Raw genomic sequence first — 24931 nt, forward strand, 5'->3', positions numbered from 1 at the left:
AAGCTGATGGGGGAACCCATCAGATGGTGGAGGGTGGGCGGGGGCGGCCGGCGGCGAAGCCGAGGAGGACTTGTACGGCGGCTAGGGCGGCGAAGGTGGTGAGGGTGGCGGTCCAGGTGCCGGTTTGTTCGGTGAGGGTGCCGGCTATGACGGGGCCGGTGGCGGCCAGGAGATAGCCGATGGACTGGGCCATGCCGGAGAGTTGGGTGGTTTCGTGGTGGGTTCGGCCGCGGAGGCTGATGAGGGTGAGGGCTGCTACCAGGGCTGCGCCTTGGCCTAGGCCGGCGATGATCGCCCAGAGGATGGCTAGGTCGGGGGCGAGGAGGAGGCCCAGGAGGGCTAGCAGGATGGGGATGCTGGCGGTGACCGCGCCGGCTCGTTGGCTCACTGGGTTCTTCAGTAGGCGGGGGATGGTGAGGCCGCCGATGAGGCCGAAGCCCTGGAAGAGGAAGACGTGGACGCCGGCTGTGCGTTCCGAGATGCCGGTGGAGATCTCGATGGTTGGCAGCCAGTTCACGAGCAGGTAGAAGCTGGTCGACTGCAGGCCCATGTAGCCGGTCACCAGCCAGGCCATCGGCTGTCGCCAGACGCTGACCGGAGAAGCCGCTTGCGAGACTGGTAGCGGTAGGGAAGCTCCGAGGGATCGGGGGAGCCAGACCAGGGCGGCCAGGAGAGCCAGACCGCCCCAGACTGCGAGGGACAGTCGCCAGTCGGCTGCGTCAGCGATCGGTACGGCGACGATCGAGGCCAGCGCGGCGCCGCCGGTGATGAAGGCGGTGTAGATGCCGGTGGCTCGGGAGACGTGCGCGGCGTAGTCCCGTTTCAGGATGACCGGGACCAGGACGTTGCCGACCGCAATCGATGCGCCGATGACGACCGTGCCGATCCAGAGACCGGCCTGGCCGGTGTAGGACCGGGCGACGCTGCTGACCGCGAGCACCAGCAGCGAGATCAGGACGGTCCGCTCCATCCCGAACCGGCGGGACGCGAAATGCACCAGCGGCGACGCGGCGGCGAACGCCAGCAGGGGCAGGGCGGCCAGGAGGCCTTGGGCGGTTTCACCGAGGTTCTCATCGGCGCCGATCCGGGGGAGGACCGGACCGACCGCCGTGAGCGCTGGGCGTAGGCACAGGGCAACCAGGAAGACGGTTGCGGTGATGACTACGGCCCAGCGCCGCCGATCAGACATCGACGCGCGCTCGAGTCCGCAGTACGGGAGCGAAGACAGCCAACGCAACGGTGAGGACTGTGACGACGATGAACGAGACAGTCAGGTTGCTGGCCTGCGCGATCCCGCCGATGATCGACGGCGCGACCAGCCCCGACGCGTAGGTGATGGTCGCAACGCCAGCAATAGCGTGCGATGCGTTCGAACCGCTGCGGGCCGCGGCGACAAAAGCCAGCGGTACGACGACCGCCACGCCGATCCCGATCAGTCCGAACCCGGCCATCGCGGCCACCGCGTTCGGCGCGAGCACCACCAGGACGCCACCGATCACCGCGATCAGACCGCTCCAGCGAACCGTGCGAACCGCGCCGAACCGGTTGACGATCGCATCCCCCGTGAGCCGGGCAATCGCCATCGTCAGAGCGAATCCAGTGGTCGCACCCGCAGCCACACCCGGCGAGCTGGCCAGTACGTCGCGCAGGTAGACCGCCGACCAGTCCAGACTCGCACCCTCGGCGAACACCGCGCAGAACCCGACCGCGCCGATCAGCAGCGCCGACCGCGGCGGCAACGCGAACCGCGCCGGCGGTTCCTCGTCCTCCTCCGGATGAATGTTCAGCACGAACTGGCAGACCACGGCCCCGAGCACGGTCAGCACGATCGCCGCGATGATGTGGTGCACCTGCGCGCTCACGTCGGCGTGTGCCGCGACCGTGCCGACTGCGGAGCCGATCAGGGCGCCCAGACTCCACATGCCGTGCAGGCCGGACATGATCGACTTCTGCAGCCGATGCTCCACCTCGACGCCGAGGGCGTTCATCGCGACATCCGCCATCCCCGACGTCCCGCCGTACACGAGGAGCGCCGCGCACAGCGTCAGCAAACCCGGTGTGAACGACGGCAGGATCAGCGAGAGGGTCCAGAGCGCGAGCAGGGCGCGCAGCGCGGTCCGGGTGCCGAAGCGGTGGCTGATCCGGGCGGCCAGCGGCATCATCAGCGCGGCCCCGATCGCCGGGAACGCCAGGGCGAGTCCGAGCTCGCCGGCCGACAGACCGGAGTGCTCCTGGATCCACGGCACCCGGGTCGCGAACGACCCCGTGACCGATCCGTGCACACAGAAGACGGCCGCCACGGCGTACCGCGAGCGTTTGACCAGTTGGGCGGTGTCAGCCACAAGTAAACAATCTGTTTGTTCGAACGATCATGTGGATGGTAGATTTCTGCGCGTGAGAAGTGCAGAACGGCATCAAACGATCGTAGATCGACTCCGCGGCGGAAACCGAATCTCCGTCCAGGAACTGGTCGAGGCCACTGCGTCCTCGGATATGACGATCCGCCGCGATCTCGACTACCTCGCCGCCCAGGGCGTGCTGAAGCGGGTCCACGGTGGCGCGGTTCCGGCGATGCCGTCGGGCGTCGAGCCGCCGTACTCGCTGCGTTCCCAGGCCGCGGTCGCCGCCAAGCAGGCGATCGCGCGCGCCGCGGTCGCGCACCTCAAGGACGGCGACACGATCGTCCTCGACTCCGGTACGACGGCGCTCGAGGTGGCGCGGTTGCTCCAGAATCGCGCGGTCACGGTGATGCCGTTGTCGCTGCGCGTCGCGCTCGAGTTGGCCGAGGCGCCGCGGGTGCGGTTGCTGATGCCCGGGGGCGAGGCGCGCAAGGGCGAGCTGTCCCTGGTCGGCCCGCTGACCGTCGCGTCGCTGCGGGCGTTGCGGTTCGATGTCGCCGTACTGAGTCCGTGTGCGTTCAGTCTGGATGCCGGTCTGACGGCCTTCGATCTCGGCGACGCCGAGGTGAAACAGGCCGCGTTCGAAGTCGCGGCGAGGTCGATCGTGCTCGCCGACGGCGCCAAGTGGGACCGCGCTGCACTCGCCTATGTCTGCCCGGCCGAACGGCCCGACCTGATCATCACCGACCCGTCCGCCCCCGAGGACCAGCGCACGTTGCTCACGCAACGCGGCACGCTCGTCGAGGTGGCTGACCCGGAGGAATCCGCGTGACTTCGACTCTTGAAGCAGCCGCCCCGCCAAGAGCTGCCCGCATTGCGACCTTTCTGTACTTCGGCCTGAACGGGTTCGCGGTCGGGATGTGGGTCGTCCACATCCCGAGTATCGAACGTGCGACCGGGATCACGCACAGCATGCTCGGGTTGTTGCTGCTGGCACTCGGCGGTGCGGCCTTCCTGGCGATGCAGCTGGCCGGTCCGCTCGTCGACCGGCTCGGCCAGCGCCGGCTCGTCCCCGCCACCGGAGTACTGATCGGCGTCGCGCTGTTCCTGCCGGGGCTCGCCACCAACTGGTGGAGTCTCGGGCTCGCCTTGATCTGCCTCGGTTTCGGGAACGGCTCGATCGATGTCGGGATGAACGCGCAGGCCGTGGTGGTCGAGCGCGGCTATCCGCGCCCGATCATGGCGTCGTTCCATGCGGTCTGGTCGATCGGCGGTGCGATCGCTGCATTGATCGGTGCGGCGACGCTACGGGCCGGCGTACCGACTCAGATCACGCTGAGCGTGGCTGGTGTCGTGTGTATCGTCATTGCGCTCGGGGCTGGGCGTTTCTTGCTAGAGGCAACCGAACCGGTGGCGGAGGAGCAGGTCGAGGAGCGCGCCAAGCCGCCGGCCAAGCTGGTCTGGGCGCTCGGTGGGTTGGCGTTCGGCCTGATGCTGTCCGAGGGGGTGGCGAACGACTGGGCGGCGCTGCAGTTCCGCGACGTCCTCGGCACCTCAGTCAGTACGGCGGCCTACGCGTACGGCGCGTTCGCCGTCGCCATGACCGTTGGCCGCTTCCTCACCGACCGGGTCGCGGCGGTGGTCGGTCCGGCCGCGATCGTGCGGTGGGGCGCTGCCATCGCGGCGGTCGGGATCGCGATCGTCATCGTCAGCCCGTGGGTAGCGCTCGGGCTCTTCGGCTGGGCGCTATTCGGGATCGGTCTGGCCGGCGGTGTACCGCAGTTGTTCACCGCCGCCGGCAACCTCGACCCGCGCGCGGCCGGTGCGTTGATGGCGCGCGTGGTCGGACTCGGGTACGTCGGTCTGCTCGCCGGCCCGGCGTTGATCGGCGGGCTCGCGCATTTCATGCCGCTGAACCTGGCGTTCATCCTGCCGCTGGTGTTGTGCGTGCTGACCTTCTTCGGCGGGCCGGTGCTCAACTCGCGGAAGTGAACGCCTGCTCCAGATCGGCCCAAAGATCGTCCGGGTGCTCGATCCCGACCGACAACCGGATCAGGTCGTCGGGGATGGTCGGCACCTCGATCGCCCACCGGCGACGCCGTTCCAGCAGCGACTCCACGCCACCCAGACTGGTTGCGTGCAGCCACAACTTGGTGCTCTCGCAGATCCGCTGCGCGAACTCGGCGTCGCCACCGACCTCGAACGACAGGATCGCGCCGAACCCGGACATCTGCGCCGCCGCCCGCGCATGACCGGCATCGTCGGGCAGACCGGGGTACCGCACCCGGCTGACCCGCGGATGTTCGAGCAGCCGCTGAGCCAGGAAGGCTGCTGTGGCCTGCGACCGCTCCAGCCTGAGCGCGAGAGTCCGTAGACCGCGCAGAGCAAGCCAAGTCTCCATCGGCCCCGGAATCGCACCGAGACTGCGGCGGCGGAGTTCGAGCGGCGACCACAATTCGTCGTCAGCGGTGACCACTGCACCCAGTACGACGTCCGAGTGGCCGGCGATGAACTTGGTCGCGGAATGCATGACGATGTCCGCGCCCATCCGCAGCGGCTGTTGCAGCAGTGGTGTCGCGAACGTGTTGTCGACGACCACAGTCGCCCCGGCCGCTCGCCCGGCGGCCGAGATTGCGGGCAGATCGGCGACCTCCATCGCCGGGTTGGTCGGCGACTCGACCCACAACATGTCGGCGCCAACCACAGCACGCGAAACAGCCTCGGTGTCCGCGACATCGACCCGATCGACGTACAGGCGTCCAGTCGCCGCCTGCTGATCGAGCAGCGCGAGCACACCCGAGTAGGCGTGGATCGGCGCGACGACTCGTCCACCGACCGGTACGAGATCGCAGACCGCCGCGGCGGCCGCCATACCGGAGGCGAACGTCAGACCGCGGCCACCTTCGAGCGCGCCGAGCGTCTCCTCGAACGCCGTCCACGCGTCGTTCCCGAACCGTCCGTAGCCGCGATCACCACCGGCGACGTACGTCGAACTGAACACCGGCGAATCGCTGACCGGTGCGTTCGGCGCCCGCTCGGGGCGGCCTGCATGGACGACGACAGTGGACGGATCGAGATCAGGGGCCATGCGGAGCATTGTCGCCGGGGCCGGGAACCGCGGCGGGCAGGGGGATACCGTCGCCGTGCAGCAGACCCATCGCGCGCCGGGCCAACTCCCTGACCTCCAGGCCGTCCGGGTTCTCCACCCACATCCCGACCACGGTCTCGATGATGTTCATCGCGCTCCCGGCCGACAGGGCCGCGCTGAACTTGACCAGCACCGGGTCCGGGCCGGACATCCGCCGTACCAGCTCGTCGGTGAGCTCTTCGCGGAAGCGCCAGATCAGCGCTTGCAGGTGGGCGGCGACCGACCAGGTCTCGTCGGCCATCTCGTAGACCGCGCGCACCCGGTCCGGGTTGCGCTCCAGCTCGTCGAGGACGCGCTCGATGACCGCCTGCAGGCCGTCCGGCACGGCGGTCGCGGGCTGGTCGCGGAACCAGGTGACGGCGCCCATCAGGGACTCCTCGACGAACTCGAGGACCAGCGTCTCCTTGGTCGGGAAGTAGCGGTAGAGCGTGCTCGGGCCGACCTCGGCGGCGGCCGCGATCTGCTCGACCGTCGTCCGGCCGAAGCCGTGGTGACAGAACAGCTCGAACGCCTTGTCGGCGATCAGCCGCCGGGTCCGTTCCCGCTTCAGCTCCCGCAGTCCCATCTCGACCTCCGCGGGCAGAGTACCCGGTCACGACTCTCCGGGAGCCGATGCCGATTGGCAACTACAGTCATATGGTAGTCACTACCAAAATCTCTCACCAGGGGTGGACATGACCGAGAATCCGACGTTCCCGACCGAGCGGCCCACCGGCTGCCCGTTCGATCCGGCCAGTGGGTACGCCGCGCTCCGCGACCGCGAGACGCCGTCGAAGGTGTCCACCCCGGCCGGTGTCGACGCCTGGGTCTTCACCCGGTACGACGACGTGCGGACGGTACTGCGGGATGCCCGGCTCAGCTCGCGGTCGGCGCCGTCCGAACACGTCGTGGTGGGCGCCGAGCTGGACCGGGAGGTCGAGTCCGGCCAGATCCTGCAGGTCGACGGGCCCGCGCACCGGCGGTTGCGGCGGCTGCTGGCGACCGAGTTCGCGGTCAAGCGGATGGAGGCGTACCGGCCGCGGGTCGCGAAGCTGATCGACGAGCACATCGACGCGATGCTCGTCGCCGGCGGTCCGCTGGACCTGGTCGAGGCGTTCGCGCTGCCGATCCCGTCGCTGGTGATCTGCGAGCTGCTCGGGGTGCCGTATGCGGACCGGGCCGAGTTCCAGGCGCGCAGCGCGGTGCTGGTGTCGATCGACCTCGACCCCGAGGTGACCTGGCAGGCCATGGAGGAGCTCAATCAATACATGGCTGGTCTGGTGATCGCCAAGCAGGCCAAGCGGGACGATGACCTCCTGTCCCGGGTGATCACCCGGGGCGAAGAGCTGGGCGAGGACCTCACGATCGAAGAGCTGGTGACGATCGGGACCACCCTGCTGATCGCAGGCCACGAAACCACGGCCAACATGATCGCGCTCAGCACGCTCGCGCTGCTCCGCGAACCCGGCCAGCTCGCCGCCCTGCGCGACCAGCCTGAGCTCGCGGCCACCGCGGTCGAGGAGCTGCTCCGCTACCTGTCCGTCGTCCAGTTCGGCCTGTTCCGGCACGTGACCGGCGAGATCCCGGCCGGCCCGGCGACTCTGGAGGCGGGCGACTTCCTGGTGGCAGCCCTGTCGGCGGCCAACCGCGACTCGTCCGTGTTCGACAACCCGGATGAGCTGGACGTGACTCGCGAGGGCACGGCCCACGTCGCCTTCGGCTTCGGCCCGCACCAATGCCTCGGTCAGCAACTGGCCCGCGTCGAGCTGCAGGAGGTCTTCAGCCGCCTCTACACGCGGATCCCGACCCTGCGGCTGGCCGTTCCGTTCGACGAGATCCAGTTCAAGGACAACACCCTCGTGTACGGCGTCCAGTCGTTGCCGGTCACCTGGTAGGAAACGCTACAGTCGGCCCGGTGAGCTCTGAACGCAAGATCCGGGTCGCAGTGGTCTTCGGCGGCCGCTCGAGCGAGCACGCCATCTCGTGTGTGACGGCGGCCAACGTCCTGCAGGCGATCGACCGGGACAAGTACGAAGTGATCCCGATCGGGATCAGCACCAGCGGTCATTGGGTGCTGGAGAGCGGTGACCCCGAACGCCTGTCGATCAGCGACGGCAAGCTTCCGGAGGTCGACGTCACCGCGCTCCCGGTGCTCTTCGGCTCCAACCGTGAGCTGGTCGTCAACGACCCCGGTTCGGTGCCGAACACGCTCGGCGAGGTCGACGTGGTCTTCCCGCTGCTGCACGGGCCCTGGGGTGAGGACGGCACCATCCAGGGACTGCTCGAGATGACCGACATCCGGTACGTCGGCTCCGGCGTACTGGCGAGCGCGGTCGGCATGGACAAGCACTTCATGAAGGTCGTCTTCCAGGCCGCTGGTCTCGCGATCACGCCGTACGTCGTCGTCCGCGACCGCGAGTGGGCGGCCGATCCGGCGGCGTGCCGGGCCAAGGTCGACGCACTCGGGTACCCGGTGTTCGTGAAGCCGGCCCGCGGTGGATCGAGCCTGGGCATCAGCAAGGTGGACGGGCCCGACGAGCTCGACGAGGCTTTCGCAGCGGCGCACGTGCACGATCCGAAGGTGCTGGTCGAGGCCGCGGCCAACCACCCGCGCGAGATCGAGGTCGCCGTACTGCAGGGTCTGAACGGCGGCCGTCCCGAGGCGAGTGTCTGTGGCGAGATCACGGTCTCCGGCGGCGGTCACGAGTTCTACGACTTCGAGACCAAGTACCTGCCCGAGGGCGACGACTTCGCCGCGCTGTCGATCCCGGCCGACCTTCCGGACGAGGTCGCGGCCGAGATCCGCGCACAGTCGGTGACCGCGTTCGAGGCGATCGAGGGGGAGGGGCTGGCCCGGGTCGACTTCTTCCTGGAGCCCGACGGTCGGGTCATCATCAACGAGATCAACACGATGCCCGGCTTCACCCCGAAGAGCATGTTCCCGCTGCTGTGGAACGCCTCCGGAGTCGACTATCCGGCACTCGTCGACCGGCTGCTGACTCTGGCGATGACGCGCCCGACCGGGCTGCGCTGAAGGTCGTTCTCCAGTCGTTGGAGTACGGCGCGGGCTGCCGACCGGTCTGTTTCCGAACTCGCGTGGGTCGAGTAGCGCGCTTCGCGATAGAGCGCTGCCAGCGCGTCGAGGTCGTCGCGCGACACGTTCGCCGTACCGAAGACTCGGGCGGTGAATTCGGCGGACGTCTCGGCGGGGCGCCGGTTGAGGTCGGCTGCGGCGGCTGCTCGCTCCAGTGCGACCCAGCAGGCGATCACAGCGTCGTCGGGCGTGCCGGTCTCGACCTGTGCCAGTCCGGTGGCGACTGCGGCGGCGAGGCGCTCCGCGCGGACCCGCTCGCCCTTGGCGAGCGCTGACTTGTCACGCTGCATCCGGACCCCGGCGTACAGCGCCCACACCAGCACTAGTCCGACGAGGACGGCCAGCATGACCAGGGCGACAGTCAGGATCGTGTCGAACCAGTCGGGCATCGGGTCGCTGCTGATGCGCGGACCGCTCGTGCTGTCGCCGGACCGGTGTTGGAGCGGCGTTCGCGGGGGACGGTCGCTCCACGGGTGCACTGTGCCGCTGGATGCGGCCAGGACGACGATGGCGGTCAAGACCAGACCTGTGGTCAGGACGATCGCACCCCGTCGAGTCACCTTTGCAGGCTAGGGGCTTGGGGGCGTGGTTGGCCGGGTTCTGCCCTTAGGTGCAGGGGGTGATGACCTTGTTGTACTGCTTGACCATGTCGGAGACGTCCGTGAGCGCGTTCGCCTCGGGGTGGTACTTCGAGGGGACTGCGATCTCCAGGTAGAGCGCACGGCCGATCGTGGTGAAGATGAACCCGTTGGTGACCTCTTTGGCGAACCAGCCGACGCCGTTCACCTCGAAACACTGGGACTGCGCCTCGGCCATCCCAGCCGGCGTTGCGACGCCACAGGTCACCTCGATCGGCGGATCGCCGTACGCGGTGGTGAGCGGGCTAGGCGGCTCGGCCTTGCGGCGCTTGGCGTCCAGCACCTTGGCAGGCAGGGCCTTGATCAGCGGCTCACAGGCCGCAGCGACCTCCGGTGCCGGTGACGGCACGGGGACTGGCGTGGGGCCTGGGCTGCACCCGGCGAGCATGAGCAGGCCGAGTGCAGCGAGCAGAACTTTGGGCATGACTGAAGAGTCGGCGGTAGCTCTTCTCAGGCTCAGATGTGGACGACAGGGCAGGTCAGCGTCCGGGTGATCCCCGGTACGTTCTGAACCCGGGCAACCACCAGTTTGCCCAGTTCGTCGACGTTGCGGGCTTCCGCGCGGACGATCACGTCGTACGGACCGGTGACGTCCTCGGCCAGGGTGACTCCCTGGACCTCGGCGATCTGTGCCGCGACGTCGGCAGCCTTGCCGACCTCGGTCTGGATCAGGATGTAGGCCTGGACCACCACGTCGTTCTCCACTCAGTCGTCCTCAGCTGGGCACCGGCTCCGGTACTGCTCTGTGTACTGACAACGGGCCGGGCGTACTCTTCGTTGCCCGGTCACGGTACCGCCTAGACTCCGGTTGGCGATATGGGAGGTCTGCTGACGTGACAGAGACGTTGGGGAGCACAGGTGAATTCGGTCTCATCGAGGCCGTCACCAAAGGGCTGTCCACCAGTGAGGACGTCCTGGTCGGTCCAGGCGACGACGCCGCCGTCGTCGCCGCACCGGACGGGCGGATGGTGATCACCACCGACCTGCTGGTCGAGGGCCGCCATTTCCGCCAGGACTGGTCTTCCGCGTACGACGTGGGCCGCAAGGCCGCCGCACAGAACCTGGCCGACATCGCAGCGATGGGAGCCCGGCCGACATCACTCGTGATCGGATTCGGTGCACCTGCCGAGCTGCCGGTCGCCTGGGTCCAGGAGCTGTACCAGGGGCTCGTGGACGAGTGTGAACTGGTCGGTGCGGCCATTGTGGGTGGCGACACCGTGCAGTCGGACAAGATCGTCGTATCGGTGACCGCGTTCGGGACACTCGACGGCCGTGCGCCGGTACTGCGTTCTGGGGCGCGACCCGGTGATGAGGTCGCCGTGGTCGGCCGGCTGGGATGGGCGGAGGCCGGGTACACCGTGCTGACCCGCGGCTTCCGGTCACCGCGCACTGTCGTCGAAGCGCACCGACGCCCACAACCGCCGTACGACGAAGGTCCGCGCGCGGCACGCGCCGGTGCGTCGTCGATGTGTGATGTGAGCGACGGGCTGCTCTCGGACCTCGGCCACATCGCAGTGGCGAGTCAGGTCGTCATCGACGTCCACCCGAACGCCCTGGCCGTTCCGGAGCCGCTGCAAGCCGTTGCGGCCGCCACTGGGCTGGATGCGATGCAGTTCGTGCTGACCGGGGGAGAGGACCACGCCCTGGTCGGTACCTTCGAGCCGGCCGACGTACCGGAGGGCTGGACCGTCATCGGCTCGGTTGCCGAAGGCAATGAGGACCGCCCGGCCGGGACCGTCACCGTCGACGGAGCGCCGTACGCCGGCAGCTCCGGCCACGCCCACTTCAGGAGCTGAGATGAACCGACCGCCACGCGTGCTCACCATCGCCGGCTCGGACTCCGGGGGAGGCGCCGGGATCCAGGCCGACCTGAAGTCGATGCTGGCCAACGGCGTGCACGGTATGAGCGTGCTGACTGCCATCACCGCGCAGAACAGTCTGGGCGTGCAGGGCGCGTGGGAGCTGCCCGAGGAGCAGGTGCGGGCGCAGTTCCGCAGTGTCGTCGACGACATCGGCGTGGACGCCGTCAAGACCGGCATGCTGGCCTCCGCCTCGATGGTGCGCGTCGTAGCGTCGCTACTGCGCACACTGCCCCCGTCGGTGCCGGTGGTGGTCGATCCGGTCGCGGTGTCGAAGCATGGCGACGCGCTGCTCGGTGCGGACGCGATGGACGCCGTACGGGCAGAGATCGTGCCGCTGGCGACTGTGCTGACGCCGAACCTGACTGAGCTCGGACCGGTGTCCGGAGTCCTGGACGACCGCGAGTTGGCGGCCAAGACGCTGCTGGAGGCCGGTGCGTCCTGGGTGCTCGTCAAGGGCGGGCATGATTCGGGACCCGAATCAGTTGACGTGTTGCACGGTGCAGGGGTCCGACGGACCTACAGTGCGGTCCGGGCCGACAATCGGCACACCCATGGCACCGGATGTACGTTGGCCAGCGCTATCGCGTCGTACCTGGCACGTGGGTCCGACGTCGAGAGTGCGGTCGGTGCAGCGAAGGAGTACGTGACCGGTGCGATCCAGGCCGGGTTCGCACTCGGCGGTGGCATCGGTCCGGTCGATCACGCGTGGAGATTTCGAGGGAGTGGCAGTTGACGAAGCAGCCCCCGGTAGACGGGTACTGCGAGCAGTGCGGGTTCAACTACGACACCGGTGACCTGCAGGGCACAGTGACCCTGCTGGTCCGCCAGGCGGCCGACTGCAGCATGGCGCTCACCAAAGCCGCCGCAGGCCCGGACACCAACGTCGTACGGCTAAGGCCGGAGCCCGAAGTCTGGTCGGCGATCGAATACGCCTGCCACGTGCGCGACGTACTGGAGGTGCAGCGCTTCCGCATCGCCCAGTGCCTGGCCGAGGACCGCCCGGTCTACGCGCCGATGGACCGCACCGGCCGGGTGAAGCAGGAGAAGTACGAACTCCAGGACCCGATGGAGGTAGCCGCCGCCCTGGTCCGCTTCGCCAAGGACTTCGGCGCCGCCGCCCGAGTCCTCACCCCACCCCAACTGGGCAAACTAGGCCTCTACAACTACCCGGTCCGAATGCCCCGCACCCTGGGCTGGGTCATCCGCCACACCGCCCACGAAATCCAGCACCACCGCCACGACATCATCACCATCCTGGCAAAACTCGAACCCCCCATCATCCCCAAACCCAAACCAGCCGAGCCCGACCCCGAGGCGCCTGAAGAGGCCACCGACACCCCCAAGCCCGACTCCGAGTCGTCGGAAGACCTCACCAACACCCCCACGCCCAACTCCGAGTTGTCGGAAGAGGTCACCAACACCCCGGCAGCCGACCAGCCCACGGACACCGCTCCCTGACACCCGCGGCCGACCAGCCCGCTGGCCCCACCCCCTGACAACCCGCGCCGACCAGCCCACGGGCGCCACTCCCTGACGACCCGCGGCCGACCAGCCCACCGACACCACTCCTGACAACCCGCAGCCCGAGGCGCCTCGCGGCCGCACTCCTCAGCCATGGGAGTCGGATCCTGCGGCCCATTCCCTCCCTGCTCACCACGGTCGGATCCGAAGGTGGCGAGGGCGCTAACGGGTTGTCGCCCAGGTAGCTATGGCGGACTCGGTCGTCAGGTGGTCGAGCGCCAGTGCGGCAGCGCCCCGGAGCGGGCCGTCGGTCTGGTGAGCCGCCGCGACGACCGGCGGGGGAGCCGCCCGGTGAAACGCCATCAGGCCCTCCAGAAACGTGCGATTGAACGCCTCCTCAGCCGCGGCCCGCAGCGGCACCGCGAGTCCGCCCAGCGTGATCACATCCGGGTCATGCGCGTTGGCAAGCCCCGCCAGCCCGGCAGCGATCGCGGTAACCACCTGCTCAACCGCCCGCACCGCCGTACGATCTGTCCGGCGCAGGACGGCCTGTGTGTAACCATGCGGATCATCAGGCTCCGGCTCCCGCAAATGATGAGCCAACGCCCGCCCATCGATCTCCAGGTTCCAGCACCCGCGCGCACCACACAGACACTGCCTGCTGCGATCGCCGTACGGCGTATGCCCAAACTCACCAGCCGCCCCAGAAGCCCCCAGCACCGGCACCCCGTCGATCAGTAACGTCCCACCGATCCCCGCCTCGATGATGAGATGCAGCGCCGTCCCAGCCCCAGCCGCCGCCCCCGAACGCGCTTCAGCAACCCCACTCAGCGTCGCGTCATTACCAGCCAACAGCGGAACCCCAGTCCCCGCCGTCACAGTCTCAAGATCCAGCTCGAACCACTCCGGCGCCGAAGACTGCAGCAGGTGGTTGTCCCGAAGCGTCCCCGGCACCGCCAACCCAACAGCCCGCAGCCGATCGCCGTACTGGTCCTGTGCCTCCTGTACGGCGCCGCGCAGGTTCCCGAGCACGACCTGTGCACGCCGCGTGCGGTGGCGGCGGTCGTCCTGGCTCAGGAAGGACCCGTCGAGTGCGACGACCGCACTGCGCCAGTTGCTCTGCCGTAGATCGAGCACCAGCGTCACCGGACCAGACGGATGCGCCCGCAGCAGCGTGGTCGGCCGGCCACGCCCCCGGCTCGGTGCCGGTACCTCGGCGAGCAGCTGCACCTCACGGAGCTTCGCGGTCACCTCAGTGGTCGAACTACTACTCAACCCGAGCTCATGCGCGACCGCCGCCCGCGTGATCCCCGGTTCCCGGCTCACCCGGGTGAGGATCTCCGCGGCGGTCTGCCATTGTCCCCGGCGCCCACTGGTCATAACATTGTCCCATCTTATACTCGGAGTACGAGTTTAATTGGAGGGGCAGTGAAGATCCGGGACATTCGGGCGGTGTTGTTCGACATGGACGGCACGCTGGTCGATTCCGACGCGGTCGTCGACCGGAGCTGGAGCACCTGGGCAACCGAATACGGCCTCTTTCCGGCCGACGTCCTGGCCGTCGCCCACGGCAACCCGGCCGTGGCGACCGTCGCGCACTTCCTGCCCAACCTCTCCGACTCCGAGCGCGCGGTTGCAGGTGCACGCGTCCTGGACCTCGAGTGCGACGACCTCTCCGATGTCGTCCCGACCCCAGGCGCGCACGAGCTGATCGCGACCCTCGACCGCCTCGGCCTGCCCTGGGCCGTCTACACGAGCGCACCGAACCGCCTGGCCAAGGTCCGTCTAGAGGCGGCCGGCATCTCGCCCTCCATCCTCGTCACCATCGACGACGTCGCCCACGGCAAACCAGACCCCGAGGGCTACCTCCGCGTGGCCGAGCTCGTAGGCGTGGACATCCAGCACTGCCTGGTCGTCGAGGACACCCAGGTCGGCCTGGCCGCCGGGCGCGCGTCCGGCGCGACCACGGCCGGTCTCAAGGGTGTACCAGCCGACATCCGGCTCCCTGACCTGCACCACCTCGTCCAGCTGTTCACCGAATGACCGCCCGCTCCGAGGAACTCCAGATCGGAGTCAGCCTCTCCTCAATGGGCTACCTGCTCGCCGGCCTCGGCGCGTGCGTCGCCATCCTCGCCCGCGACCTCAACGAACCCACCGGCCGGCTGGCGCTCCTCTCGTCCGCCTTCGCAGTCGGTCTGGTCATCATCGCCGCAGTAGGCCCGGCGCTACTCCGCTCCTGGTCGATAGGCGTCGTACTGCGCGTCGGCTCCCTCATCTGCGCCGGCGGCGGCGCACTGCTAGCCCTGGCCCCCGTGTACGCCGGTGTGGTCGTCGGCGGCCTTTGTGTCGGCCTAGGCGGTGCGCTGCTCGTTCTGGTCGCGCCCCTGATGCTCCACGGACCCACCGCAGCCGCACGCCTCAGCCGCGTCAACGCAGTCGCCAGCGCCGCCGGCATCCTCGCCCCACTGACGATCGGCCTCGTCGACGCACTCGGAATCACCGGTCGGGTCGCCATGCTGGTCGCCGTACCGCCCCTGCTCATCCTCGCCACCGTCAAAGGCCCAGACGTCGTACCGCCCGTCCTCTCCGAGGCTCCGACCGGTCACGCGGTCGGTTGGACAGTCGGCCTCGGCTGGCTGCGCGTCGTACTGGCCGTCGGCGTCGAGTTCTGCTTCGTCGTCTGGGCCGTAGCCCGCCTCGTCGACTCCGGCCTAACACTCGCCGTCGCCGCCCTCCTCGGCAGCAGCTTCCCCATCGGCATGGCCGTCGGCCGCGCGATCGGCCCAGTCCACTGGCGCTCCCTACCCCCGGTCATCATCGGCGGCACCCTAGCCATCCTCGGCACCCTGCTAGTCAGCCTCCTGAACGCCCCCGCCCTGATCGCTCTCGGCCTCATCATCGCCGGCATCGGCGTAGCCCCGCTCTACCCAGTCACCCTCGCCGCCCTGGTAGCCCTCCCCGGCCTAAGCCCCACCCGCCTAGCCGCCCTAGGCGCCCTAGCCTCCGGCACCGCGATCCTCATCACCCCCGCAGCCTTGGCCGCCCTAGCCCGCCTCGTCAACCTCCGCCTTGCCTACCTCATCACCATCCCCCTCCTCCTAGCCCTCTTCACCCTCAGCCGCACCAGCAATCCGGAGAACCTTCGGCCAAGACTGAAACGGTTGGTCTAGCAGGAAGCGGCACCGGCCCTTTGCGGTATGAGAAAACTCTGCCTGCTCTTCGGAGCCGCTCTCATTCTGCTCACCGGCTTCTTGTCCGCAGCCCCTGCCTAGGCCGACGACGGCAACTTCAGCGTCTGGCGCAACAACGGCCTTCGGTGCGACTTCCCGAACAACACCCCGACCTTGGGGGACTGTGCCAACGACAACGTCATCATCCAGAACAGCGGTTACCCCTGCTCGGGATGTGACACGATCCGCCTCTACTGGGGCTCCAACTACCACGGCGCCTTCATCTGCATCCCGCGCGGTGTGACGTACGGCAAGGGCGGCGATCCCAACCTGAAGTTCGACCGCGGTTTCGGCCTCTCCGGCTACGGCGCCTCCGTCTGGAACAACGCCGCCTCCGCCAAGTGGACCGGCCCCTGCTGAACGGCCCGGGCGTACGGAAGGACACGTAGTAGTCCGCCGCCCGTGGAGCCGCGCCGCCTGCCGTACGCAGCCGGCGCGGCCTTCCGGGCACTACTACGTGTCGTTCCCGACGCCGGACCCGCGCACCGGCCAGCACCCGATCGAGCGTGCCTCCGACGCCTCCGAGGTCACCCTGCGGACCGCCACGCCATCACAACTGCAGAAAGCACCTCGCGCCCCGCGTGACAACGCCTCCGCCCCCCACTCGTGATGGCCTCCCCGTCCACCTGCATCCGCCCCCCATCAAGCAGACCGGCCCCCGCAGTTGGGCCCGCCGACCCACCATCTCCACCAAGAGCCGGTACGACGTTGTGCACAGGTCAACCACGCGCGCGCCCGGAAGGTGATTGAGCGGCGCTCAAAGCGAGCTGGCCGGGCAACCTTGAGCACGGTTCAACCGTTTCGGTGGGGTGTCAGCTGGTTGGTCGGTGCTCAAGGTGATCGCCGGCCCGCGTTCTCGGGGCTCGGGGGTAGCTGGCGCGTTAGTCGGAACGAAGTCGGCGCCTGGACCCGAAAATCCTCCTACTAACGCAAGACCTCGAGCCTCACGCACCTCAGCCACAACCCGTCAGCCCCAAACGACGCGCAGCCGCGGTCGCCGGCCTCGCCAACCAGCCCAGCCACCCGCATGGCCCGCCCTCTTGCTTTGTCGGCCGCCTTGGGCGGTCGAGTCGAGGTACAGGCGCGAAAGGACTCGGCCGGGGACGTCCGCTGCCCGCCGAGACCGCCTTCACGTACAGGGCGAGACCCCCTTCACTTGCAGGGCGAGCCAGCCGGAACCGCCTTCACGTGGAGGTCGAGCCCAGGCCGGGTGCCTTCGACTTCTCTCGGGCGACCGGTGCGGACCGCAACGCCATCACAATTGCAGGCAGCGCCTCGCCTCCCCGCGTAACAACGCCTCGACCGGTCATTTGTGATGGCGTCTGCGTCCACCTCCACGCCCGCGCCTGCGTCCGCGTGCACGTCATTTGGAACATCGCCGCCAGGTGAGCCGACTCCTGCGAGACGGCCGGACCGCCACCACCGTCGAACCGGCCGCTGGGCCCTCGGCGCACGCTTGATTGAGCGTGCGGGAGCTGTCGGGGCATGGGTTGCACGGTGGTGGCGGTCCGCGAGACGCCGACAGCTTGGCGCGCCGGCTCATCACCTTCGCCAAGCTGTCCGGTGGGAAGGCCAAGGCTTGGCGTGGCGGGCGAGCGTCTTGACCAGGGTGTCCGGCGGGACGACCTTCACGTGTGGGGCGAGGCCGTTGACGACGGTCATGACGTCGTCGACCGACTTGCTCCAGGCATGCCAGAGGACGACCGAGTAGCCGGCCGTGGAGTGCGGGTCCCGGGGCGCATTGTTGAGCTCGGCAATGACCGATGCCTCGTCGGCACCATCCAGGCCGTCCCACAGCATCGTCCGCGCCGAGATCACCGGCTTGCCATCCGCCCACACGACCTTGCCCTTGTGGCCGTCGTACCGGGAGTACTCGAGGTAGATCAGACCGTCGATCTCACGCCGCTTCAGGTACGACGACCACAGTTCGGTGTTCTCGAACGAGTCGAAGTCGATGATCTGTACGACGGACAAGTCGGCCCGACCCATCGCGGCGGCGAGCGAGGCGGTGTGCTTTTCGAGCGCCGCCGCCGGATATCGGCTCGGGTACATGTACCCGCCGCCCGACGGTCCGACGACCCAGCGGTCCTTGACGGATTGGTCGTAGTACCAGCGCATCACCGAGGGAGCCAGATCGATCAGCGACGGCGAAATCCCCCACCCGAGGTCGACCTTGCCGCGATGCGGGCTCCCGAACCAGCGGCGATCGGTCGGGAAGTCGCCGAGCATCCACTGGATGTTGTCCCCGTCGGTGATCAGGAACGTCACATAGTGGGCATTAGGGTCCGGGTCGAGGGCCCTCCCCCCACCCCCTCCGCTCTGGTTCAGGCGGTTGTTGCGGATGCCGGACAGGACTGAGAGGTTCCGGGCGTGGTCGGCGGGCAGCGCTTTGGCGCCGGCGTCGGAGTTGGGGCCGATGAACTTGTCCTCGCCGTCGGAGGCGTCGCCCCAGCCGATGACGGTGGCGTCATCGTCGAGTTTGCCGATCACTTCGGCCCGGAAGGCCGTGTTGCCGTCGAAGAAGGCGAGCGTCCCCGCCATCGTGACGTAGTCCCGCAGTCGCTCGGCGATATCTCCTCTCTGTTCGATCGCGACGTCGTGCCGCACGCGGTGCCAATAGTTGTCGACGACCCAGCGGTCGTCCTTGTCGCGGACGTCCAGCACCTTGCGCAGGCCGTTGCGGATCGCGAGGGCCTCCAGGCTCTCCTCGATCGCGACAGCACCGGTGACACCGGCCAGCGTCGTCGCGACGTTGACCGATGGAGTGCCCGCTCGAAAGAGAACATATCCGCGGACACCGGACCGTCGAACAGTTGTCCACAGGTCACTTTCTTGGGTTCGGACGCCGTAGCGGGTGACCAGATCGTCCAGCCAGAACTGGTATCCGAGAGAGGGCAGGTTCAGGTAGAGCGTCTCGGGACCGCGTCGGGCGAGCAGGCCTTGCAGAGTGGTCGCGAGGGTCCGTTCCGGGAGGGTCAAAGAATTCTCGTCGAGCACGGTCAGCAGGCGCGGCCGCTGGCCTTTCGGGTACGGCGACGCCCCGGTGGCCGAGGCTGGAACGGCGGACCCGAGGCCCAGGCCAAACCCCACGCCAGCGCCCAGTCCCAGGGCAGCACGACGACTCAGACGGTACGGATCGGACATGTGGTGCCTCCAGGAGCGGCTGGTGACTGTCCTACGTTGTCAATTGGCCGCGACGATGCCACACCTACCAAAGGCCGACAAGCCCTCAGACCGAAATCGGCAGCCCGTAGCGACCGAGCAGTGCGACCAGTACGTCGGTCCCGTCGGCCAAGTCGTAGACCTCGGCGTGCAGCCCGGCGGAGCGAGCGCCTTCGACGTTTGCCGGGATGTCGTCGACGAACAGGACCGATGATGCGGGAGCGCCGGTCGCGGCGAGGATGGCGCGGAAGTAGGCCGGGTCGGGCTTGGCCAACCCCAGGTCGCACGAATAGAACGACTGGTCGAACAGGGCGGCGTACCCGCGTTCGTCGTTCATGATGGCGCGGCGGTAGGCGTGCTGGTTGGTGGCCAGGTGGCACTTGATGCCGGCCTGCCGGAGGTCCTGGATCAGGTCGACAACGACCGGCTCAGCGGCGAACCAGCTCCATGGCTCAATAGCCTCGTCCAAGGTCGCGGTCACGTTCCACCGGCGCAGTACGGCGGCCAGTGCGTCCTCGAACTCCTCTTTGCCGCAGATCGCCGGCCGCTCGGCGAGCATCAGGTCGTTGACGAAGGCCTCGCCGTCGCCGTCGACCATGGCGTGGAGTCGGGCGGCCCAGTCGTGGGTGCCGCGCTGGATGACGCCGTCGGCGTCGAAGAGGACGGTGGTGATCGAGGGCGTCATGCGCCCATCCTGTCAGTCCGGGGGACCGCTACCCCTTGACCGGTTAAGTCGGTATGCGCTTACCTAATGGCTACGTAAACACGATTAGACACCTTCCGGCGAAATCCAACAGAAAGCGCCAGGTGAGGCTATGCCGCTGAGCAGAAGGACGTTCCTCGCAGGCGGTGCCGCCACCGCCGCCGGGTTGACCGGGATGACTGGGCTGACCGGGTGCGGTTCCCGCAGTTCGCTGGGAACCGCGAACGAACTGAGCATGTGGACCTGGGTCGGCTCGGTCAACGACGACCTGATCGGACAGGCCGAGAAGGCCATCCCTGGGTACGACGGCCTGAAGCTGTCGATGACCCGGATCGGCAGCAACTACAAGACCAAGGTGCTGACCGCCCTGGCCGGCAAGTCGCTGGTACCGGACATCGTCGCGATCAACGACGACGTCGCGACGTACTTTCCGAACTCGGACCAGTTCCACGACCTGTACGAGCTCGGTGCGAAGGAACGCGAATCCGACTTCCTGCCCTGGAAGTGGAAGCTCGGCGTCACCCCGCAGAACAAGATGATGGCCTATCCGATGGACACCGGCCCGACCGCGCTGTTCTATCGCAGCGACATCCTCGAGAAGGCCGGGATCGACGTCGATCCGGCCGCGATCGCGGGACAGGCGCCGGACTGGGACACCTACATCGCGCTCGGTAACAAGATCAAACAGGCCGTCCCCGGCTCCGCGATCACCGACAACGTGAACAGCATCTTCTCCTACCGGATGGCTCAGCAGCCGAAGCGGTACATGACCGCCGACGGCCAGTACATCGGTGACCAGGACCACGTCCGCGAGGCGTTCGATCTCGCCGTACGGGTGGTCAAGGAAGGGTTGTCGGCCAACGCGCAGGACGGGTCGACCGACGCGAAGGCGATCATCAGCAACGGCAAGCTGGTGGCCTTCAACGCTGCTGTCTGGTGGGCGCAGCTCGGCCCGAAGAACGCGGCGCCGAAGACGAAGGGACTCTGGCGGGTGACTGCGGCTCCTGGTGGCGCCGGCAACCGCGGTGGATCGTTCCTGGCGATCACCAAGTACTGCAAGAACCCGCAGGCCGCGTTCGCTTTCATCAGCTGGCTGGAGACCGCGAAGAACCAGGCCGAGGCCTTCCTCGATCCGGTGCTTTTCCCGTCCACACCGGCCTCCTACACCGATCCCCGGCTGAGCGCGCCGGACGACTTCTTCGGCGGGCAGCAGATCGTCGACGTGTTCGCCGAGTCCGCCAAGAAGTACCCGGGCGCCTACTTCTCGCCGTACGACTCGATCATCGGCTCGCCGCTCAGCGCCGAGCTGGTCAACGTCGAGACCGCCGGCAAGTCACCGGACCAGGCCTGGACCGATGCGCAACGGCAGATCGAGCGGGAACTGACCCGGGCGGGGGCGATCTGAGATGACCGCGACCAAGACACTTCCGGCCATTGCACACACCAGCGAGGCGACCGCGGAGAAGCCGCCGAACAAGTTCCGCCAGGCCTTCCCGCAGTACGCCGCGATCTCGCCGTTCTTCATCCTGTTCGCGATCTTCGGCGCGTTCCCGATCCTGTTCTCGATCTGGATCTCGTTCCATTCGTGGGACGGCATCGGCCCGATGAAATGGGTCGGGCTCGAGCAGTACAGCTACCTGATCAGCGATCCGAAGTTCTGGAAGACCATCGGCAACACGATGATCATCTGGGTGCTGTCCACGGTCCCGATGCTGCTGCTCGCGCTGGTACTGGCGAACGCGCTGCACAACGCGACCCGGTTCCGCACCTTCTACCGGATCGCATACTTCATCCCGAACGTCACCTCGGTCGTCGCCGTCACGCTCGTCTTCGGCTCGGTCTTCAGCAACAACTTCGGTCTGCTGAACGCGTTCCTGCAGTCGATCGGGATCGCCAAGGTCGAGTGGCTGACGCAGCCGTGGGGGATCAAGATCGCGATCGCCACCATCGTCACCTGGCGCTGGGTCGGCTACAACGCGATCATCTTCCTGGCCGGCCTGCAAGCGATCTCGGCCGATGTCTACGAGGCCGCCAAGGTCGACGGCGCGAGCCCGCGGCAGACGTTCTGGCGGATCACCGTGCCGATGCTGCGCCCGGTCATCCTGTTCACCGTGGTCACCTCGACCATCGGCGGCTTGCAGATCTTCACCGAGTCCCGGGTGCTGTTCGGCGACACCAACAACATCGGCGGACCGGGCGACGCCGGCATGACGATCGTCTCGTACCTCTACCAGAGCGCGTTCATCAAGAACCAGTTCGGGTACGGCGCCGCCATCGGCTGGGCCTTGTTCATCCTGATCGTGCTGTTCAGCATCATCAACTGGCGGCTGATCGGCGGAACCGACGAACAACGCCTGACCAGCCGGGCGAAACGCCGAGCGGACCGGAAGATCGCCGTACAGAAGGCAGCGCAAGAGAAGGAGGCGGCACATGGGGTCCGTTGAGCGCCTGCGCACCGTAGTCGGTCACGTCGTGCTGATGCTCGGCGTCGTGGTCTCGCTGCTCCCGTTCTACTGGATGGTCGTGATGGCCTCCAACACCACACCCGACATCTTCGCCTACCCGCCCAAGCTGTTGATCGGTTCGCACCTGTTCGAGAACATGGGCAAGGTGCTCGACAACGTCGACTTCTTCGGCTCGATGCTGCTGACGCTGATCGCGTCGGTCTCCGTCACCGTGCTGGTGCTGTTCTTCGACTCACTGGCCGCGTTCGCGTTCGCGAAGTACGAGTTCCCCGGCCGCAAGTTCCTCTTCGGGTTGCTGCTGGCAACGTTCATGATCCCGGCCCAGCTGTCCCTGGTGCCGCAGTTCGTGACGCTGGCGGAGTTCGGCTGGATCGGCTCGCTGAAGGCGCTCATCATCCCCGGCGCCGCGAACGCCTTCGGCATCTTCTGGATGCGCCAGTACGCCGCGGGTGCGATCCCCGACGAACTGATCTCGGCCGCCAAGGTCGACGGTGCCGGCTTCTTCCGGCAGTACCTGACCGTCGGCCTGCCGGTCCTGCGGCCGGGGCTGGCCTTCCTGGGCATCTTCACCTTCATCAACGTCTGGAACGACTACCTGTGGCCGCTGATCGTGATGACGGACCCGAACCGGCTCACGCTGCAGGTCGCGCTCGACCAGCTGAACGGGATCTACGGCACCGACTACTCGATGGTGATGGCGGGTGCGCTGATGAGCGTGATCCCGCTGATCGGGGTGTTCCTGATCGGCGCCCGCTCGTTCATCGCCGACCTCGCCGCCGGCGCCATGAAGTTCTGACCTCACCTCTCACAAACACTGACTAGGGATCGACTTTGACTGACAGCAAGCTCCGCTGGGGCATCCTCGGGACCGGCAACATCGCGTCCCGTTTCGCCGACCAGGTGCCGACCTCGAAGACCAATGAGGTGGTCGCGGTCGGCAGCCGGTCGCTCGCCTCGGCCGAAGAGTTCGGCCAGCGTTTCAACATCCCGAACCGGCACGGCTCGTACGACGAGTTGCTGGCCGACGAGACCGTGGACGCGGTGTATGTCGCGACCCCGCACCCGATGCATCCCGAATGGGCGATCAAGGCGGCCGAGGCCGGCAAGCACGTGCTGTGCGAGAAGCCGCTGGCGATCAACAAGGCGTGGGCCGAGGCGATCATCGAGGCAGCGGTCCGCAACGACGTGTTCCTGATGGAGGCGTACATGTACCGCTGCCTCCCGCAGACCAAGCTCGTCGCCCAGCTGATCCGGGACGGTGAGCTCGGCAAGGTGCATCACATCGAGGCCACCTTCGCCTTCAACGCCTCCTTCAACCCGACCAGCCGCATCTACGCCGACGAGCTCGCCGGCGGCGGCATCCTGGACGTCGGCGGCTACCCGGTCTCGTACGCGCGGCTGATCGCTGGTGCCGACAGCGGACTCCCGTACGCCGAACCTGCCGCCGTGAACGCGGTCGGGACGGTCGGCGAGACCGGCGCCGACGAATGGACCGCCGCGACGCTGTTCTTCGACGGCGGCGTCACCGCGCACGTCACCACCGGTGTCCACCTCGGTGACCTGAACCAGGTTCGGATCGTCGGCAGCCAGGGCTACCTGATCGTCGAGGACCCGTGGTTCGGCGGCGACGGCAAGCCGACCCACGTCACCCTGCACAAGGTCGGCGAGGAGATCCGCGACATCTCCGCCGAGCCTGCACTCATTTACGCGGCCGAGGCCGAAGCGGTCGCTGCTGCCATCGCGGAACGCCAGGCGCCCGAGATGAACTGGGCCGACACCCTCGGCAACCTGACCGTCCTGGACGCCTGGCGGGCCGCGATCGGTCAGCAGTACTCGAGTGAGCGGGACGACGCCGCGGTCCCGACCGCGAGCGGACGGCCGCTGACCAAGCGGGCCGATGCGCCGATGACCTACGGGTCGGTCCCGGGCTTCGACAAGCAGGTGTCGCGGCTGGTGATGGGCGTGGACAACCAGCACAGCCTCACCCACGCTGCCACCGTCTTCGACGACTTCGTCGAGCGCGGTGGGACGACGTTCGACACCGCCTACATCTACGGCGGCGGGTACGGCGAGAAGCTGCTCGGCCAGTGGATCAAGACCCGCGGCAACCGCGACGAGGTCGTTGTCATCGGCAAGGGTGCGCACACCCCGCACTGCGATCCCGCATCGATCACCCGGCAGCTCGAGGAGAGCCTCGGGCGGCTACAGACCGATCACGTCGACCTCTACCTGATGCACCGCGACAACGAGGACATCCCGGTCGGCGAGTTCGTCGACGTACTGGATGAGCACTTCAAGGCCGGCCGGATCAAGGCGTACGGCGGTTCCAACTGGTCGCTGGAGCGGTTCGACGAGGCCAATGCGTATGCGGCTGCGAACGGCAAGCAGCCGTTCACGCTGCTCAGCAACCACCTGAGCCTCGCGCGCGCGTACGACGTACCGTGGGCCGGGTGCCGGCATGTGTCGGACGACGAGTCGCAGGCGTGGTTGCGGGACCGGCAGGTGGCACTGTTCCCGTGGTCGAGCCAGGCCCGCGGATTCTTCACCGGACGGGCGAAGCCGGAGGACCGGTCGGACGAGGAACTGGTCCGCTGTTTCTACTCCGACGAGAACTTCCGTAGGCTGGACCGTGCCCGGGAGCTCGCGACCGCCAAGGGAGTCGAGCCGACCGCGATCGCACTGGCCTGGTTGCTGCACCAGCCGTACCCGGTGTTCCCGCTGATCGGGCCTCGGCACATCAGTGAGACGCGGACCTCGACACCTGGTCTGACCGTCTCGCTGAGCGACGAAGAAGTGGCGTACCTCACTGCCTGAGGAGCGCCTGCTGACCGAATTGGTCGAGCCCTGACA

Annotated in this window: 24 protein-coding genes; 14 read left to right on the forward strand and 10 right to left on the reverse strand. The window is 67.8% G+C overall.

Annotated features, from left to right (window positions below):
* Positions 1–19: 19 nt before the first annotated feature.
* Together ABD231_RS22645 and ABD231_RS22650 are read right to left on the reverse strand one after the other, a co-directional pair.
* A complete protein-coding gene (locus ABD231_RS22645; RefSeq protein ID WP_344155322.1) occupies positions 20–1189 on the reverse strand; it encodes an MFS transporter in 1170 nt (389 codons plus the stop codon).
* Positions 1182–2342 (reverse strand): MFS transporter, encoded by a 1161-nt coding sequence (locus ABD231_RS22650; protein WP_344155325.1) that lies wholly within the window; start codon positions 2340–2342, stop codon positions 1182–1184. Before ABD231_RS22650 ends, ABD231_RS22645 begins: the two co-directional genes overlap by 8 nt.
* A gap of 52 nt (positions 2343–2394) precedes the next feature.
* On the opposite strand from ABD231_RS22650, the gene ABD231_RS22655 reads away from it, so the two are divergent.
* The gene (locus ABD231_RS22655) at positions 2395–3171 is read left to right on the forward strand and encodes a DeoR/GlpR family DNA-binding transcription regulator (protein ID WP_344155328.1); all 777 of its coding nucleotides are present in this window, start codon (positions 2395–2397) and stop codon (positions 3169–3171) included.
* On the forward strand, positions 3168–4331 hold the full coding sequence (locus ABD231_RS22660; RefSeq protein ID WP_344155331.1) for an MFS transporter: 1164 nt from the start codon (positions 3168–3170) through the stop codon (positions 4329–4331). The genes ABD231_RS22655 and ABD231_RS22660 overlap by 4 nt, the downstream gene beginning before the upstream one ends.
* Here the strand turns inward: ABD231_RS22660 and ABD231_RS22665 are convergent.
* Both ABD231_RS22665 and ABD231_RS22670 read right to left on the reverse strand, forming a co-directional pair.
* Complete coding sequence (locus ABD231_RS22665) at positions 4315–5427, reverse strand: trans-sulfuration enzyme family protein (RefSeq protein ID WP_344155334.1); 1113 nt, start codon at positions 5425–5427, stop codon at positions 4315–4317. The two genes, ABD231_RS22660 and ABD231_RS22665, sit on opposite strands and share 17 nt — an antisense overlap.
* The gene (locus tag ABD231_RS22670) at positions 5417–6052 is read right to left on the reverse strand and encodes a TetR/AcrR family transcriptional regulator (protein ID WP_344155337.1); all 636 of its coding nucleotides are present in this window, start codon (positions 6050–6052) and stop codon (positions 5417–5419) included. Before ABD231_RS22670 ends, ABD231_RS22665 begins: the two co-directional genes overlap by 11 nt.
* A 109-nt stretch (positions 6053–6161) precedes the next feature.
* Here ABD231_RS22670 and ABD231_RS22675 point away from each other — a divergent pair, with 109 nt between their 5' ends.
* A complete protein-coding gene (locus ABD231_RS22675; protein ID WP_344155340.1) occupies positions 6162–7361 on the forward strand; it encodes a cytochrome P450 in 1200 nt (399 codons plus the stop codon).
* A gap of 20 nt (positions 7362–7381) precedes the next feature.
* Positions 7382–8500: a D-alanine--D-alanine ligase family protein gene (locus tag ABD231_RS22680; protein ID WP_344155343.1), complete on the forward strand. Its 1119-nt coding sequence runs from the start codon at positions 7382–7384 to the stop codon at positions 8498–8500.
* On the opposite strand, the gene ABD231_RS22685 is transcribed toward ABD231_RS22680, so the two are convergent.
* From ABD231_RS22685 to ABD231_RS22695, 3 genes are read right to left on the reverse strand one after another with little or no spacing between them, the layout of a single operon-like run.
* Positions 8437–9120, reverse strand: a complete 684-nt coding sequence (locus ABD231_RS22685; protein WP_344155346.1) for a DUF4129 domain-containing protein — start codon at positions 9118–9120, stop codon at positions 8437–8439. The two genes, ABD231_RS22680 and ABD231_RS22685, sit on opposite strands and share 64 nt — an antisense overlap.
* A 46-nt stretch (positions 9121–9166) precedes the next feature.
* Positions 9167–9622 carry a DUF3515 domain-containing protein gene (locus ABD231_RS22690; RefSeq protein WP_344155349.1) on the reverse strand — a complete coding sequence of 152 codons (456 nt, stop codon included), beginning with the start codon at positions 9620–9622 and terminating at the stop codon, positions 9167–9169.
* A gap of 32 nt (positions 9623–9654) precedes the next feature.
* Positions 9655–9891, reverse strand: a complete 237-nt coding sequence (locus ABD231_RS22695) for an Lrp/AsnC family transcriptional regulator (protein ID WP_184806149.1) — start codon at positions 9889–9891, stop codon at positions 9655–9657.
* A gap of 140 nt (positions 9892–10031) precedes the next feature.
* On the opposite strand from ABD231_RS22695, the gene ABD231_RS22700 reads away from it, so the two are divergent.
* Genes ABD231_RS22700 through ABD231_RS22710 form a run of 3 tightly spaced genes read left to right on the forward strand, consistent with a single transcriptional unit; the run spans position 10032 to position 12518 of the window.
* Positions 10032–10994: a thiamine-phosphate kinase gene (locus ABD231_RS22700; RefSeq protein ID WP_344155352.1), complete on the forward strand. Its 963-nt coding sequence runs from the start codon at positions 10032–10034 to the stop codon at positions 10992–10994.
* Between the two features lies 1 nt (position 10995).
* Entirely contained in the window at positions 10996–11793 is a 798-nt protein-coding gene (gene thiD, locus ABD231_RS22705) for a bifunctional hydroxymethylpyrimidine kinase/phosphomethylpyrimidine kinase (protein WP_344155355.1), read from the forward strand.
* Entirely contained in the window at positions 11790–12518 is a 729-nt protein-coding gene (locus tag ABD231_RS22710) for a DinB family protein (RefSeq protein WP_344155358.1), read from the forward strand. The genes thiD and ABD231_RS22710 overlap by 4 nt, the downstream gene beginning before the upstream one ends.
* Positions 12519–12743: 225 nt before the next feature.
* Here ABD231_RS22710 and ABD231_RS22715 read toward each other — a convergent pair whose 3' ends face one another.
* Positions 12744–13901, reverse strand: coding sequence for an ROK family protein (locus ABD231_RS22715; RefSeq protein WP_344155361.1), 1158 nt, complete (start codon positions 13899–13901; stop codon positions 12744–12746).
* A 48-nt stretch (positions 13902–13949) separates the two neighbouring features.
* Here ABD231_RS22715 and ABD231_RS22720 point away from each other — a divergent pair, with 48 nt between their 5' ends.
* The 3 genes from ABD231_RS22720 to ABD231_RS22730 all read left to right on the forward strand — a co-directional run bounded on the left by ABD231_RS22720 (position 13950) and on the right by ABD231_RS22730 (position 16111).
* Entirely contained in the window at positions 13950–14564 is a 615-nt protein-coding gene (locus tag ABD231_RS22720) for an HAD-IA family hydrolase (RefSeq protein WP_344155364.1), read from the forward strand.
* The gene (locus tag ABD231_RS22725) at positions 14561–15691 is read left to right on the forward strand and encodes an MFS transporter (RefSeq protein WP_344155367.1); all 1131 of its coding nucleotides are present in this window, start codon (positions 14561–14563) and stop codon (positions 15689–15691) included. The genes ABD231_RS22720 and ABD231_RS22725 overlap by 4 nt, the downstream gene beginning before the upstream one ends.
* Positions 15692–15865: 174 nt before the next feature.
* Complete coding sequence (locus ABD231_RS22730; RefSeq protein WP_344155370.1) at positions 15866–16111, forward strand: hypothetical protein; 246 nt, start codon at positions 15866–15868, stop codon at positions 16109–16111.
* A gap of 1182 nt (positions 16112–17293) precedes the next feature.
* On the opposite strand, the gene ABD231_RS22735 is transcribed toward ABD231_RS22730, so the two are convergent.
* Both ABD231_RS22735 and ABD231_RS22740 read right to left on the reverse strand, forming a co-directional pair.
* Positions 17294–18841 carry a GxGYxYP domain-containing protein gene (locus tag ABD231_RS22735; RefSeq protein ID WP_344155372.1) on the reverse strand — a complete coding sequence of 516 codons (1548 nt, stop codon included), beginning with the start codon at positions 18839–18841 and terminating at the stop codon, positions 17294–17296.
* Between the two features lie 139 nt (positions 18842–18980).
* Complete coding sequence (locus ABD231_RS22740) at positions 18981–19598, reverse strand: HAD-IA family hydrolase (RefSeq protein ID WP_344155375.1); 618 nt, start codon at positions 19596–19598, stop codon at positions 18981–18983.
* Between the two features lie 130 nt (positions 19599–19728).
* On the opposite strand from ABD231_RS22740, the gene ABD231_RS22745 reads away from it, so the two are divergent.
* The 4 genes from ABD231_RS22745 to ABD231_RS22760 are packed head-to-tail and all read left to right on the forward strand — an operon-like array spanning position 19729 to position 24895.
* Positions 19729–21021, forward strand: coding sequence for an ABC transporter substrate-binding protein (locus tag ABD231_RS22745; RefSeq protein ID WP_344155378.1), 1293 nt, complete (start codon positions 19729–19731; stop codon positions 21019–21021).
* Position 21022: 1 nt separating this feature from the next.
* Positions 21023–22060, forward strand: coding sequence for a carbohydrate ABC transporter permease (locus ABD231_RS22750; RefSeq protein ID WP_344155381.1), 1038 nt, complete (start codon positions 21023–21025; stop codon positions 22058–22060).
* Positions 22047–22877: a carbohydrate ABC transporter permease gene (locus tag ABD231_RS22755; protein WP_344155384.1), complete on the forward strand. Its 831-nt coding sequence runs from the start codon at positions 22047–22049 to the stop codon at positions 22875–22877. Before ABD231_RS22750 ends, ABD231_RS22755 begins: the two co-directional genes overlap by 14 nt.
* Before the next feature lie 35 nt (positions 22878–22912).
* Positions 22913–24895 (forward strand): aldo/keto reductase, encoded by a 1983-nt coding sequence (locus ABD231_RS22760; protein WP_344155387.1) that lies wholly within the window; start codon positions 22913–22915, stop codon positions 24893–24895.
* Positions 24896–24931: the final 36 nt, after the last annotated feature.

It is taken from the genome of Kribbella yunnanensis, assembly GCF_039529655.1.
GTDB classification, from domain to species: domain Bacteria; phylum Actinomycetota; class Actinomycetes; order Propionibacteriales; family Kribbellaceae; genus Kribbella; species Kribbella yunnanensis.